The sequence below is a fragment of the Aeromonas media genome, from assembly GCF_020423125.1.
GTDB lineage: Bacteria > Pseudomonadota > Gammaproteobacteria > Enterobacterales > Aeromonadaceae > Aeromonas > Aeromonas media.
Map to the genome: position 1 here is coordinate 4,454,215 of NZ_CP075564.1, position 13,286 is coordinate 4,467,500.

Sequence of the window (13,286 nt, forward strand, 5' to 3'; positions counted from 1 at the left end):
ACCTGCTTGAAGCTCTCGCCATCGAACGGTAAAGCATCCAGTTGGGGCTCTCGCCCGCAGCATAGATGGCGCCTCATGCGGCGATCCCGCTGTGGCGCAGCAAGGCATCCACCTTGGGCTCGCGACCGCGGAAGGCACGGAACAGCTCCATCGGCTCTTTCGAGCCACCCTTCTCGAGAATGTTTTTCAGGAAGGATTGGCCGGTGGCCGGATTGAAGATCCCCTCCTCCTCGAAGCGGGAGAAGGCATCTGCGGAGAGCACCTCGGCCCACTTGTAGCTGTAGTAGCCCGCCGCATACCCCCCGGCGAAAATGTGGGAGAAGCTGTGCTGGAAGCGGTTGAACGCCGGCGGCGTCATCACCGCCACCTGGCTGCGCACTTCGCTCAGCAAGGCCGGGATCTGCTCCAGATTGGCCGGGTCAAACTCCCGATGCAGGCGGAAGTCGAACAGGGCGAACTCCAGCTGGCGCAGCATCTGCATCGCCGCCTGGAAGTTGCGGGCAGTCAGCATCTTCTCCAGCAGATCGGCAGGCAGCGGCTCGCCGGTCTCGTGATGGCCTGAGATGAAGGCCAGCGCCTCGGACTCCCAGCACCAGTTCTCCAGGAACTGGCTCGGCAGTTCCACTGCGTCCCAGGCCACACCGTTGATGCCGGCGACACCGGCCACGTCGATGCGGGTCAGCATGTGGTGAATGCCATGGCCGAACTCGTGGAACAGGGTGACCACCTCGTTGTGGGTGAACAGGGCGGGTTTGCCGTCCACCGGGCCGTTGAAGTTGCAGGTCAGGTAGGCCACCGGCTTTTGCAGGGAGCCATCCTGACGGTAGCGACGGCCGAGGCAGACATCCATCCAGGCGCCGCCCTGCTTGTGTTCGCGAGCATAGAGGTCGAGGTAGAAGCTGCCGCGCAGCTCGTCCTCGGCATCGAAGATGTCGTAGAAGCGCACGTCCGGGTGCCAGGTGTCGATGCCGAGGCGCTCGCGCACCTTGATGCCGAATACCCGTCTCACCACCTCGAACAGCCCCTTCACCACCTTGCTGGCGGGGAAGTAGGGGCGCAACTGCTCGTCGGAGATGGAGAACTTGTGCTGCTTGAGCTTCTCGGCGTAGTAAGCGAGATCCCAGGCCGCCAGCTCGCTCTGACCGTGTTGCTCGGCGGCGAAGGCGCGGATCTCTTCGAGCTCGGCCTTGCCCTGCGGCAGGGACTTGGCCGCCAGATCAGTGAGGAAGTTCACCACCTGCTCGGGCTTGTCCGCCATCTTGGTGGCCAAGGAGAGCTCGGCGTAGTTGGCAAAGCCGAGCAGTTGGGCCAGCTCGCGACGCAGGGTGAGCAGCTCGCTCATGATGGCGGAGTTGTCCCACTTGCCGGCATTGGGGCCCTGATCCGAGGCGCGGGTAGTGAAGGCCTCATACAGTTCGGCGCGCAATGCACGGTTGTCGGCATACATCATCACCGGCAGGTAGGAGGGAATATCCAGGGTGAACAGCCAGCCCTGCTGACCCTTCTGCTCCGCCAGCTGGCGGGCGGCGGCCTGCGCACTCTGCGGCAGACCGGCCAGCTCGGCCTCGTCGGTCACCAGCTTGCTCCAGCCCTGGGTCGCGTCCAGCACGTTGTTGCTGAAGCGGGAGGCCAGTTCGGAGAGGCGGGCCTGGATCTCGCCGTAGCGCTGCTGCGCCTCGGTGGGCAGACCGATACCGGAGAGGCGGAAGTCGCGCAGGGTATTCAGAATCTCCTTGCGCTGGGCACCGCTCAACAAGGGGAAATCGTCGCTCTCGGAGAGCGTCAGGTAGGCCTGATAGAGGCCTTCATGCTGACCGACATAGGTCTGGAATTCGGACAGCAGCGGCAGGCAGGCGTCATGGGCGGCGCGCAGCGCCTCGCTGTTGAGCACGGCGTTGAGGTGGCTGACCGGCGACCAGACTCGGGACAGGCGGTCGTTGACCTCTTCCAGCGGGGCGATCAGGCTGTCCCAGGTGTGGGGATCCCGCTGAGCCAGCACATCTTCAATCTTCTGTTTGCAATCGGCGATAGCCTGCGTCACGGCAGCTTGCACCTGATCGGGCTGGATCTGGCTGAAAGGGGGCAGCGAGTCCATTGTCAGCAAAGGGTTAGTCATCTGCGGTACCTCTAAATGCTCTGCAGCCCCTGCCGTCCAGAAGCCTGCTTGGACCATCTAAGATGTAGGCAGAAACCCCATTTATCAAGCCTTTGCCGCCCAGAGCCGGGTCTGCTGCCCACATTTCGCAAAAACTTGCTCATTAATGCAGCAATTCCGCGTCCGGAGACGACAATGCCGGCACTTTGGCCGGCATTGTGGGGGCATGGACGCTACCCGCCTCAGCGTTGGGCGTCCTCTTTCAACCACTGGGCGACCCGCTTGGCGAAGTAGGTGAGGATGCCGTCGGCACCGGCCCGCTTGAAGCAGAGCAGGGACTCCAGCACGCACTCCTTCTCCTTGAGCCAGCCATTCTGGATCGCCGCCATGTGCATGGCGTACTCACCGCTCACCTGGTAGGCGAAGGTCGGCACCCCGAACTGATCCTTCACCTGACGGATCACGTCCAGGTAGGGCATGCCCGGCTTGACCATGACGCTGTCGGCCCCCTCGGCGATGTCCAGCGCCACCTCGTGCAGCGCCTCGTTGCCGTTGGCCGGATCCATCTGGTAGGTCGCCTTGTTGCTCTTGCCGAGGTTGGCGGCGGAGCCTACCGCATCGCGGAACGGGCCGTAGTAGCTGGAGGCGTACTTGGCGGAGTAGGCCATGATCTGGACGTTGACAAAGCCGTTCTCTTCCAGTGCGGCACGGATCACCCCGATGCGGCCATCCATCATGTCGGACGGCGCCACTATGTCGGCCCCGGCGGCGGCGTGGGAGAGCGCCTGCTTCACCAGGATCCCGGTGGTGATGTCGTTTTGCACATAGCCTTCGTCATCGATGATGCCGTCCTGACCATGGGTGGTGAAGGGATCCAGCGCCACGTCGGTGATGACACCCAGCTCGGGGAAGCGGGCCTTGAGGGCACGGGTCGCCCGCTGGGCCAGCCCATCCGGATTGTAGGCCTCTTCCGCCAGCAGACTCTTCTGCTCCAGCGGGGTCACCGGGAACAGGGCGATGGCGGGTACACCGAGGGCCACCAGCTCTTCGGCTTCCGCCAGCAGCAGATCGATGGATAGCCTGTCCACCCCCGGCATAGAAGCGACGGCCTCACGCTGACCCTCCCCCTCCAGCACGAACACCGGATAGATGAGATCGTTGACGGTCAGCTGGTTCTCGCGCACCAGACGACGGCTGAAATCATGTTTGCGCACCCGGCGCAGGCGGCGACCCGGAAAGGCGCCCGGAAGAGTTATGGCCATGAATCACTCCAAAAAAGGAAGTTGGAAAAATGCGGCGGAGGTGGCCCGGGTATGGGCCAGCAAGGCCTCGGGCGCTTCACCACGGCAGGCCGCCACCACCTGGGCGATGTGCGGCAAAAAAGCGGGTTCGTTGCGTTTCGGTCTGGGTTTCAGATCCCGTGGCACCAGATAGGGAGCATCGGTCTCGATCATCAGCCGACCGGCGGGAATGCGCGCCACCTGCTCGCGCAGCAACTGGCCGCGGCGCTCGTCGCACAGCCAGCCGGTCACCCCGATATGCAGTCCCAGCGCCAGACACTCGTCCAGCTCCTCATCCGACCCAGTGAAGCAGTGCAGCACAGCTCCCGACAGCCTGGGCAACCAGGGACGGAGGATCTCGATGAAACGGGCATGGGCATCACGGCAGTGGAGAAACACCGGCATCCCGAGCTCGGCCGCCAGCGCCAGCTGGGCGTCGAATACCGCATCCTGCACCGGACGGGGGGAGAAGTCGCGGTTGTAGTCGAGACCGCACTCACCGATGGCCACCACCTGCGGCAGCGCCGCCAGCGCGCGCAAGGCGGGCAGGGTCTGTTCATCCACGCTCTTGGCATCGTGAGGATGAACCCCGGCGGTGGAGAAACAGTAACCGGGCCATTCGGCTGCCTGCTCCGCGCTCTCGCGGCTGCCGGCCAGATCGGTGCCGGTCAGGATCAGCGCCTCCACCCCGGCGGCGCGCGCGCGGGCCACCAGGTCGGCCTGTTCGCCTGCAAACTGGCTGCTGGTCAGGTTTACACCGATGTCGATCATGAAGTTAGCGGGTCCGAATAAAAGGAAGACATATCAGGTATTTGAAAACCATCTACTCAATGGGGCCTTACCATACGCCTCGAACGGATGCATGAAAAGAGGAAGGGAGCCTCAGCTCCCCTCTTCCGGTTGTTCCTGCTCCTCCTCGTCCTCTTTCTTCACATAGAAGCGGGCGAAGAACAGACCTATCTCCCACAGGGCCCACATGGGGATCGCGAGCAGGGTCTGGGAGAAGACATCGGGCGGGGTCAGCAGCATGCCGACCACGAACACCCCGACGATGACGTAGGGGCGCTTCTCCTTCAGGCTCTTGGGGGTGGTGACCCCGGTCCAGCAGAGCAAGATGGTGGCCACAGGGATCTCGAACGCCACCCCGAACGCGAAGAACAGGGTCAGCACGAAGTCCAGATAGCTGGCAATGTCGGTCGCCACCGTCACCCCGGCGGGGGCCGTGCTGGTGAAGAAGCCGAACACCAGGGGGAACACCACGTAATAGGCGAACGCCATGCCGGCATAGAAGAGCACGGCACTGGAAGCCACCAGCGGCATGACGAGACGCCGTTCGTGCTGATACAGGCCAGGGGCGATGAAGGCCCAGGCCTGATAGAGCAGATAGGGGATGGCCAGGAAGAAGGAGACCACCAGGGTCAGCTTGATGGGCGTGATGAAGGGGGTCGCCACATCCGTCGCTATCATGCTGGTCCCTTCAGGCAACTGGCTGAGCAGCGGCCGGGCCACGAAATCGTAGATGTCGTTGGAGAAATAGATGAGCGCGACGAACGCCAGCAGGATAGCCACCAGGGCTCGCATCAGCCTGGTTCTCAACTCGATCAGATGACTGATCAGGGGTTGCTCGGCCTGACTCATGGCTTCACCTCCCCTTTGCCAGCCGACTCGCTGACTGGCTCGCTCTCGCGCTGGCTGTTGACCGGCGGCACCGCGGTCAGCTGCACCGCAGGCGCCACCGGGGCGACGGGTTCAGCCTGGGCGACCGGCTCGGGGCGTGGCGGGCGGATCTCGTTCTGCGCTTCCTGCTGTGGCTGATAAGGACGGTTCACCGACTGGGCAGCAGCCTTCAACTGCTCGATGGACTCCTGCAGCTCAGGGCTCAGGTTGTTCATCTGCAACTGCTCGGCCTTCTTGAGATCATTGTGCAGCTCTTGCAACTTGAGCTCCTGCTCCAGCTCGGTCTTGACCGAGTTGGCGGTACTGCGGATCAGCCTGATCCAGTGGCTGGCGGTGCGGATGGCGACCGGCAGTCGCTCTGGCCCCAGCACCACCAGGGCGACGACACCGATGACGACCAGCTCCCAAAAACCGATGTCGAACATGGCTTAGGCCTGATCTTTGTCTTTCTGCTTGGCGGTCTCGGCACTGCTGGCCGTCTCGTTCAGCTGCTTGGCCGGAAACTCCGCATCCTTCTGCTCAGGCTTGGCATCGGCCGGATCATCGGACAACGCCTTCTTGAACCCCTTCACCGCCGCCCCCAGATCGCCACCGATACCGCGCAGCTTCTTGGTACCGAACAGCAGCACGACAATGACTGCGATGATCAACAATTGCCAAATACTGATACCACCCATGACTTTCTCTCCAGGATAGGCGCCTGATGGCGCAGTTTAATTAATGAATGCGGGTCTTCAACCAGCCCAGCAGCCAGCATAACCCGGCGCCGGCGAGACTGATTTGTCCCCACTCAATATGTTGTTTCTGGGTCAGCAAGAATACACCCACCAACAGTAGGCTGGCTCCCACCCCTAAGAGGTAGCGGGCCTGCCCCTGACGGCGGCTGTGCAGGCGAAAATCGGCGAACATCTGCTCGAAGTGGTGCTGCTGATGCCGCGCCTGGCGCAGGGTCTCGTAGACCAGCTCCGGCAGCTCCGGCAGCTTCTCCGCCCAGAAGGGGGCCTTCTCCTTGATCGCATTGAGCACCGCCTTGGGGCCCACCTGCTGGTGCATCCAGCTTTCCAGGTAGGGCTTGGCGGTCTGCCACAGGTCCAGCTGGGGATAGAGCTGACGCCCCAGCCCTTCCACATAGAGTAGGGTCTTCTGCAGCAACACCAGCTGGGGCTGTACCTGCATGTTGAAGCGACGGGCGGTGTTGAACAGGTTGAGCAGCACGTGACCGAACGAAATTTCGGAGAGCGGCTTCTCGAAGATGGGCTCCAGCACGGTGCGGATGGCAAACTCGAACTCGTCCACCTTGGTATCGGGAGGTACCCAGCCGGACTCCACGTGCAGCTGCGCCACCCGCTGATAGTCGCGGTTGAAGAAGGCGAGGAAGTTCTCCGCCAGATAGCGCTTGTCCTCCCGGTTCAGGGTGCCGACTATGCCGCAGTCGATGCCGATCCAGAGTGGATTCTCCGGGTGCTCATAGGAGACGAAGATGTTGCCGGGGTGCATGTCCGCATGGAAGAAGCTGTCACGGAACACCTGGGTGAAAAACACCTCCACCCCGCGCTCAGCCAGCAGCTTCATGTTGGTGCCGTTGGCCTCCAGCGCAGCGATGTCGGAGACCGGAATGCCGTAGATTCGCTCCATCACCAGCACCTGCTCGCGGCAGTGATCCGTGTACACCTCGGGCACATAGAGTGCCTCCGAACCGGTGAAGTTGCGCCTCAGCTGGATGGCGTTGGCGGCTTCGCGCATCAGGTTCAGCTCGTCGAGTATGGTTTTGCGGTACTCCTCTACCACCTCGACGGGGCGCAGCCGTGCGCTCTGGGGCACGAAACGGGCCACCAGACGGGCCAGCGCCTGCATCAGGCGCAGGTCGGCCTCGATGATGGGCTCGATGTCGGGACGGATCACCTTGATCACGATCTCCCGGCCATTCTCCTTCAGGCGGGCGGTATGCACCTGGGCAATGGAAGCAGACGCCAGCGGCGTCTCGTCGAAGTCGTCAAACAGGGTTTCGATGGAGCAGCCCAGGCTCGCCTCGATCTGGCGTCTGGCCTCCTGTCCGCAGAAGGGGGGCACCCTGTCCTGCAGCAGGGCCAGCTCCTCGGCGATGTCCGGCGGCAGCAGATCCCGGCGGGTCGACAGCATCTGGCCGAACTTGATGAAGATGGGGCCCAGTGCCTCGAAGGCGAGGCGAATGCGGGCGCCCCGGCACAACTCAGGTTGCTTGTTCTTGAGCCAGAACAGGCTGCGGCGCACCAGGCGTCCTGGCCAGGGCTGATAACGGGCGGGCACCAGCTCGTCGATGCCCTGCTCCAACAGGATGCTGACGATGCGATAGAGGCGCTTGAACTCCTTCGGGGTCATCAGCTCACCTGCTGTTCGAGGCGGGCCAGCCGTAACTCGACCGCCTTCATCTGCTGTGCCAGCACCTCGACGTCATCATTGAAGCTGGCCACTTCCAGCGGGCCGGGGGCGAGACGGGCCTCCTCGGTGAGGAATTCGGCCAGCTGACGCTGGGAGCGGCACAGCTCGCGGCCTATCACGCGACGGGCCTGACGGGCGCCGCCACACAGGGTATGAGCCAGCACGTCGCCGGTATAGCGCGACAGCTCCTCTTCCCAGTCGATGTCCAGCTCCCCCAGCAGGGCGCTGAAGGCTTGCACCAGTTGGGGGTCGCCGCTCAAGTCCAGCTTCTCCTCGCGGATGTAGCGGGTCAGGGCGGAAGGGTCTTTCAGCAGGCCGATCGCCGTCAGCGAGAGGCTCAGCACGGCGTCGGGTTCCCCCTCATAGCGGGCCAGCACGTCCAGTCGACGTTCGGAGAAGACAAACCAGAGCGGCTTGAGTTCACGCAGTTCCAGCTTGAGCACCTTGCCCACGAGCTTGCGCAGCCGCGCCGGGCTCTGCTTGTCGAGGCTCAGCAACTGGTTGAGGCTGGTTTCGATCACCGCGGTGACCATGGCATCCATCGGCATAGGTGACCTTAAAACTTGTAACCACGGTGCAGGGCGACCACACCCTGAGTCAGGTTGTAGAACTCCACCTGCTCGAAGCCGACCTGCTCCATCATGCCCGCCAGGGTCTGCTGATCCGGATGCATGCGAATGGATTCCGCCAGGTACTTGTAGCTTTCTCCGTCGTTCGCGACGATTTCGCCCATTTTCGGCAGCAGTTTGAAGGAGTAGAGATCGTAGAGCTTGGCGATCACTTCGGTCGAAGGCTTGGAGAACTCCAGCACCAGCAGGCGACCACCCGGCTTGAGCACCCGGAACATGGAGGCCAGCGCCTTGTCCTTGTCGGTCACGTTGCGCAGGCCGAAGCCGATGGTGATGACGTCGAAGTGATTGTCCGGAAAGGGCAGTGCCTCGGCATTGGCCTGCACGTAGGAGACGTTGTTGGCGACCCCCAAGTTGCGCAGCTTGTCGCGGCCCACCTTGAGCATGGAGTCGTTGATGTCCGCCAGCACCACCTGACCGGACTCGCCGACGATGCGGGAAAACTTGGCGGTCAGATCCCCGGTGCCACCGGCCAGATCCAGCACCTTCTGACCCTTGCGCACACCGGAGCAGTCGATGGTGAAGCGCTTCCACAGGCGGTGAATGCCGAATGACATCAGATCGTTCATCAGATCATACTTGGCCGCCACCGAATGAAAGACGCCAGCCACCAGAGTTTCCTTCTCGGTCGCCGCCACGGTTTTATAGCCAAAATGCGTAGTATTAGTCTGTTCCGACATCCCTAAAACACCCATAGAGCAAAGAATGGCCGCCAGTTTACCAGAGCCGGTGACCCGCGGACACCTTAAACCCGGCTGGCAACCAACTGCATCCCCAGCATCACCATGGCCAGACAGAGGAACAGATTGAGACCGATATTGAGCAGTGCCTTCAGATAGGCTCCGTGTTGAGCCAGCACCACGGTATCGAGGGCAAAAGAAGAAAATGTGGTCAGGGCACCGAGGATACCCACCATCAGCAGTGGTTTCATGGGGTGTTCCACCACGTGGCCCTGACTGATGAGCGCAAAAGCAATGCCCATGATGAAAGACCCCACCACGTTGACCACCAGAGTCCCGTAAGGAAAGTGGCGTCCCAGCAGCAGTGCCATCAACTCGGCGATACCAAAACGAAGGCAGGCGCCGATGGCGCCGCCTGCCGCGACAAATAACCAGGTTTGCATGGGGCATGCTCCATAAGTGTCAGGACGACATTATGCAAAATGCCGGCAAGCGGGGATAGCGGGGCAATTAATCTGCGCGGGGGGACCACCTCATCGGCGAAAATCTACCGGCTCGATCTGCTCCAGATGAAGAGAGGTCTGGGCGGGGCGGGTCTGCGCAATCACGCGGCCGTGGCGGATGGAGTAGCGCACCGGCACCTGACGACGTACCGCATCGAAGCCGTTGTCGGCGGGCAGGATCAGCAGGTTGGCCGGTTTGCCCACCTCGATGCCGTAGCAATCCTGCACGTTCAGGGTGCGGGCACTGTGGCTGCTGATGAGCTTCAGGCCGTCGTTGATCTGCTCGTAACCCATGATCTGGCAGACATGGAGCCCCATGTGCAGCACCTGCAACATGTTGGCCGTGCCCATGGGATACCAGGGATCGAACACATCGTCGTGGCCGAAGCAGACGTTGATGTTTGCCTCCAGCATCTCCTTCACCCGGGTGATGCCGCGACGCTTGGGGTAGGTATCGAAACGCCCCTGCAGGTGAATGTTCACCAGCGGATTGGCGACGAAGTTGATGTCCGCCATCTTGAGCAGCCGGAACAGGCGGGAAGCATAGGCTCCGTTGTAGGAGTGCATGGCGGTGGTGTGGCTGGCGGTGACTCTATGGCCGATACCGCGCTCGTAAGCCAGGGTCGCCAGGGTCTCGATGAAGCGAGACTGCTCGTCATCGATTTCGTCGCAGTGCACATCAACCAGAACCTGATACTTCTCGGCAAGATCGAAGACGTAATGCAGACTTTCTATCCCATACTCCCGAGTAAACTCGAAATGGGGGATCGCGCCGATCACGTCGGCCCCCAGCTTGAGTGCCTCTTCCAGCAAGGCCTTCCCATTGGGATAGGAGAGGATCCCCTCCTGCGGGAAGGCGACGATCTGCAGTTCGACCCACGCCTTCATCTCCTCCTTCACCTCCAACATGGCTTTCAGGGCCACCAGATTGGGGTCGGAGACATCGACGTGGGTGCGGACGAACTGGATGCCGTTGGCGATCTGCCATTTCAGCGTCTGGATGGCGCGCCGCTTCACATCTTCGTGGGTCAGCAGCGCCTTGCGCTCGGCCCAGCGCTCGATCCCCTCGAACAGAGTACCGGAGAGGTTCCAGCTCGGCTCGCCCGCCGTCTGGGTGGTATCGAGGTGAATATGGGGCTCGATAAAGGGCGCGATAGCCAATCCCCCCTCCCCATCCAGCACACGACCGGCGACTGCATGTTCGTCATGGGGTTCAATGGCGGTGATGACCCCATCCTGACAGCGGATCTGCCACAACCCTTCCCGATCGGCAAAACGAATATGTTGAATCAGCATTTGCTAGCTCCCTGTACCAGAACCGGTCGCTGGGTGAGGCGAACCAGAATGAAATAGATGAAGGCGGCGCCCAATACCGCGTTGAGTGGCACTATGCCTGGCAGCCATTTAGCAACAACCACCCCGACTGCCGTGGCGACCAGTGCCTGCCAACGTACCGCCTCGAACTGTTGATCGGCAAACTGGCGATAACGTTCACGATTGAGCAGGAAATCCATGATGATAATGCCACCGATCGGCGGGATTGCCGTACTCAAAAAGGCCAGCCAGCCGACAAAGTTGTTGTAGAGCCAGAGGGCACATGCGGTACCAATCAACCCGTTGATCACGCTGAGTGGCTTGCTCTTGAGGCCGGTAATATTGGCAAAACCGAGGCCAGAGGCGTAGAGGGCGTTGTCGTTGGTGGTCCAGATATTGAGACCCAGCACCAGAATGGCGGGGATCAGCAGCCCTTGCATCAGCATCACTTCCGATATATCAGCCTGCCCGGTCACCGCCGCACCAGCCGCACCGAAGACGAACATCAGAGTGTTGCCCAAAAAAAACGCCACCATGGTAATCATGACGGCGCCCCAGGGTTTACGACCAAATCGAACAAAGTCGGCGGTCAAGGTTCCTGCACTGATAAAGGAACCGACCACCATGGTCAGCGCCGTGGTGAACTCGATGGGATTGCTTGGTTGCACCTGCTGCAGCGCCGCCATGCCGCCGGTCGAAGTCACCGCCAGCCAGACAGAGTAACCACCGAGCAGCGCAATGGCTGGTACGGCGACAAAGCTCAGAACCATCAGAGCGGAGATCCCGAAGTAAACGGTTACCGTCATTAAAACACCCGAAATGGCGATCAGCCAGTTCACATCGATGCCGGTCGCCTTCTGCACCGGCAGCGCAAACATCGCCACGCCAACACCGAACCAGCCGACCTGAGTGCCACCCAGGAGTAAAGAAGGTAGCCAGGAACCTTTCACCCCAAAGGAGTAACGGGCCAGTAGGTGGGTAGAGAGACCGGTTGAAGCACCGATATAACCGAGACAGGCGGTATAGATCCCCAGCAACAAGTTGCCGATCAGTACCGCCTTGATGAAGTCATCGAACGCCAGCCCGGTACCCAGCGCCCCGCCAGTCCACATGCTGGCAGAGAAGAACGTCAAGCCTAGCATCACCAACATCAGCGACAACACACCTTTGCGCCCTTTGGCGGGAACCGCCCCCAAACAATATTCGTTATCCTGCGCCATGCTCTCTCTCCACGTAATAGGCAAAACGCGCCGGATTTTACATGTAAAACGTTTTACGTCAATCAAGTACGGCCAAATATCTGGATAAAAATATCAATAGCAGTCAAGCGAGTAACATCAGCTTAAAAACGCTGATTGCAAGCATAGGGAGCATGGGACAAGGAATATCACAAGAAATGAAGAAACTGACAGAAACAAAAAAGCCTCACTTTTCAGGGAGGCTTTCGTTTTCATGGTGCTGATACCCAGAGTCGAACTGGGGACCTCATCCTTACCAAGGATGCGCTCTACCAACTGAGCCATATCAGCACACTAACCGGTAAAGACCGCACTGTGTGCGCTATCTAAATCTCTTGTCCAACACAACCTGACGTTGTATCGCGACCAACCACATCGCTGTGATTGCTTAATTGAAGCCTGGCAGTGTCCTACTCTCGCATGGCGAATGCCACACTACCATCGGCGCTACCGCGTTTCACTTCTGAGTTCGGCATGGGATCAGGTGGTTCCACGGCGCTATGGCCGCCAGGCAAAAAACTTCATCTGGAAAGCTGACGTGAATAACAACTCGGCTAGTTTGCCTTGTCATTATCACTGAATTAGTTAGTAGTTCTTGGGGTCTGTTACAAGTCTCAGAACACTTCTTGGGTGTTGTATGGTTAAGCCTCACGGGTAATTAGTATGGGTTAGCTCAACACGTCGCCGCGCTTACACACCCCACCTATCAACGTTGTGGTCTCCAACGGCCCTTTAGGACCCTCAAGGGGTCAGGGATGACTCATCTCAGGGCTCGCTTCCCGCTTAGATGCTTTCAGCGGTTATCGATTCCGAACTTAGCTACCGGGCAGTGCCACTGGCGTGACAACCCGAACACCAGAGGTTCGTTCACTCCGGTCCTCTCGTACTAGGAGCAACTCCCTTCAATCATCCAACGCCCACGGCAGATAGGGACCGAACTGTCTCACGACGTTCTGAACCCAGCTCGCGTACCACTTTAAATGGCGAACAGCCATACCCTTGGGACCGACTTCAGCCCCAGGATGTGATGAGCCGACATCGAGGTGCCAAACACCGCCGTCGATATGAACTCTTGGGCGGTATCAGCCTGTTATCCCCGGAGTACCTTTTATCCGTTGAGCGATGGCCCTTCCATTCAGAACCACCGGATCACTATGACCTACTTTCGTACCTGCTCGACCTGTCCGTCTCGCAGTTAAGCTGGCTTATGCCATTGCACTAACCTCCTGATGTCCGACCAGGATTAGCCAACCTTCGTGCTCCTCCGTTACTCTTTGGGAGGAGACCGCCCCAGTCAAACTACCCACCAGGCACTGTCCGCGAGCCCGATTCAGGGCCCTGCGTTAGAACATCAAACATACAAGGGTGGTATTTCAAGGACGGCTCCAGCGCAACTGGCGTCACGCCTTCAAAGCCTCCCACCTATCCTACACATGTAGGTTCAATGTTCAG

Annotated in this window: 12 protein-coding genes, 1 tRNA gene and 2 rRNA genes (1 of these 15 running past the window's edge); all 15 read right to left on the minus strand. The window is 60.4% G+C overall.

Annotation, left to right across the window (positions count from 1 at the left end):
- Positions 1-73: 73 nt before the first annotated feature.
- The gene (prlC, locus tag KI797_RS20600) at positions 74-2,116 is read right to left on the minus strand and encodes an oligopeptidase A (protein WP_226170854.1); all 2,043 of its coding nucleotides are present in this window, start codon (positions 2,114-2,116) and stop codon (positions 74-76) included.
- Between the two features lie 221 nt (positions 2,117-2,337).
- Positions 2,338-3,357, minus strand: coding sequence for a porphobilinogen synthase (gene hemB / locus KI797_RS20605; RefSeq protein ID WP_226170856.1), 1,020 nt, complete (start codon positions 3,355-3,357; stop codon positions 2,338-2,340).
- A gap of 3 nt (positions 3,358-3,360) precedes the next feature.
- Positions 3,361-4,146 carry a TatD family hydrolase gene (locus KI797_RS20610; protein ID WP_226170859.1) on the minus strand — a complete coding sequence of 262 codons (786 nt, stop codon included), beginning with the start codon at positions 4,144-4,146 and terminating at the stop codon, positions 3,361-3,363.
- 111 nt (positions 4,147-4,257) lie between these two features.
- The gene (gene tatC / locus KI797_RS20615) at positions 4,258-5,013 is read right to left on the minus strand and encodes a twin-arginine translocase subunit TatC (protein ID WP_005328872.1); all 756 of its coding nucleotides are present in this window, start codon (positions 5,011-5,013) and stop codon (positions 4,258-4,260) included.
- The gene (gene tatB / locus KI797_RS20620) at positions 5,010-5,477 is read right to left on the minus strand and encodes a Sec-independent protein translocase protein TatB (protein WP_218410835.1); all 468 of its coding nucleotides are present in this window, start codon (positions 5,475-5,477) and stop codon (positions 5,010-5,012) included. The genes tatC and tatB overlap by 4 nt, the downstream gene beginning before the upstream one ends.
- A 3-nt stretch (positions 5,478-5,480) precedes the next feature.
- Positions 5,481-5,729, minus strand: coding sequence for a Sec-independent protein translocase subunit TatA (gene tatA, locus KI797_RS20625; protein ID WP_025328841.1), 249 nt, complete (start codon positions 5,727-5,729; stop codon positions 5,481-5,483).
- Positions 5,730-5,769: 40 nt separating this feature from the next.
- Positions 5,770-7,410 (minus strand): ubiquinone biosynthesis regulatory protein kinase UbiB, encoded by a 1,641-nt coding sequence (gene ubiB, locus KI797_RS20630; protein WP_226170862.1) that lies wholly within the window; start codon positions 7,408-7,410, stop codon positions 5,770-5,772.
- Positions 7,410-8,018, minus strand: coding sequence for a ubiquinone biosynthesis accessory factor UbiJ (locus KI797_RS20635; RefSeq protein WP_226170865.1), 609 nt, complete (start codon positions 8,016-8,018; stop codon positions 7,410-7,412). The genes ubiB and KI797_RS20635 overlap by 1 nt, the downstream gene beginning before the upstream one ends.
- Before the next feature lie 8 nt (positions 8,019-8,026).
- Positions 8,027-8,779 (minus strand): bifunctional demethylmenaquinone methyltransferase/2-methoxy-6-polyprenyl-1,4-benzoquinol methylase UbiE, encoded by a 753-nt coding sequence (gene ubiE / locus KI797_RS20640; RefSeq protein ID WP_043132473.1) that lies wholly within the window; start codon positions 8,777-8,779, stop codon positions 8,027-8,029.
- A 65-nt stretch (positions 8,780-8,844) separates the two neighbouring features.
- On the minus strand, positions 8,845-9,222 hold the full coding sequence (crcB, locus tag KI797_RS20645; protein ID WP_005328863.1) for a fluoride efflux transporter CrcB: 378 nt from the start codon (positions 9,220-9,222) through the stop codon (positions 8,845-8,847).
- A gap of 90 nt (positions 9,223-9,312) precedes the next feature.
- On the minus strand, positions 9,313-10,578 hold the full coding sequence (locus KI797_RS20650) for a cytosine deaminase (protein WP_226170867.1): 1,266 nt from the start codon (positions 10,576-10,578) through the stop codon (positions 9,313-9,315).
- On the minus strand, positions 10,572-11,816 hold the full coding sequence (gene codB / locus KI797_RS20655; protein ID WP_226170870.1) for a cytosine permease: 1,245 nt from the start codon (positions 11,814-11,816) through the stop codon (positions 10,572-10,574). Before codB ends, KI797_RS20650 begins: the two co-directional genes overlap by 7 nt.
- 233 nt (positions 11,817-12,049) lie before the next feature.
- Positions 12,050-12,125 (minus strand) — tRNA-Thr (locus KI797_RS20660).
- A gap of 106 nt (positions 12,126-12,231) precedes the next feature.
- Positions 12,232-12,346, minus strand: a 5S ribosomal RNA gene (gene rrf, locus KI797_RS20665).
- Between the two features lie 125 nt (positions 12,347-12,471).
- Positions 12,472-13,286 (minus strand): 23S ribosomal RNA (locus tag KI797_RS20670); it runs 2,075 nt beyond the window's last position.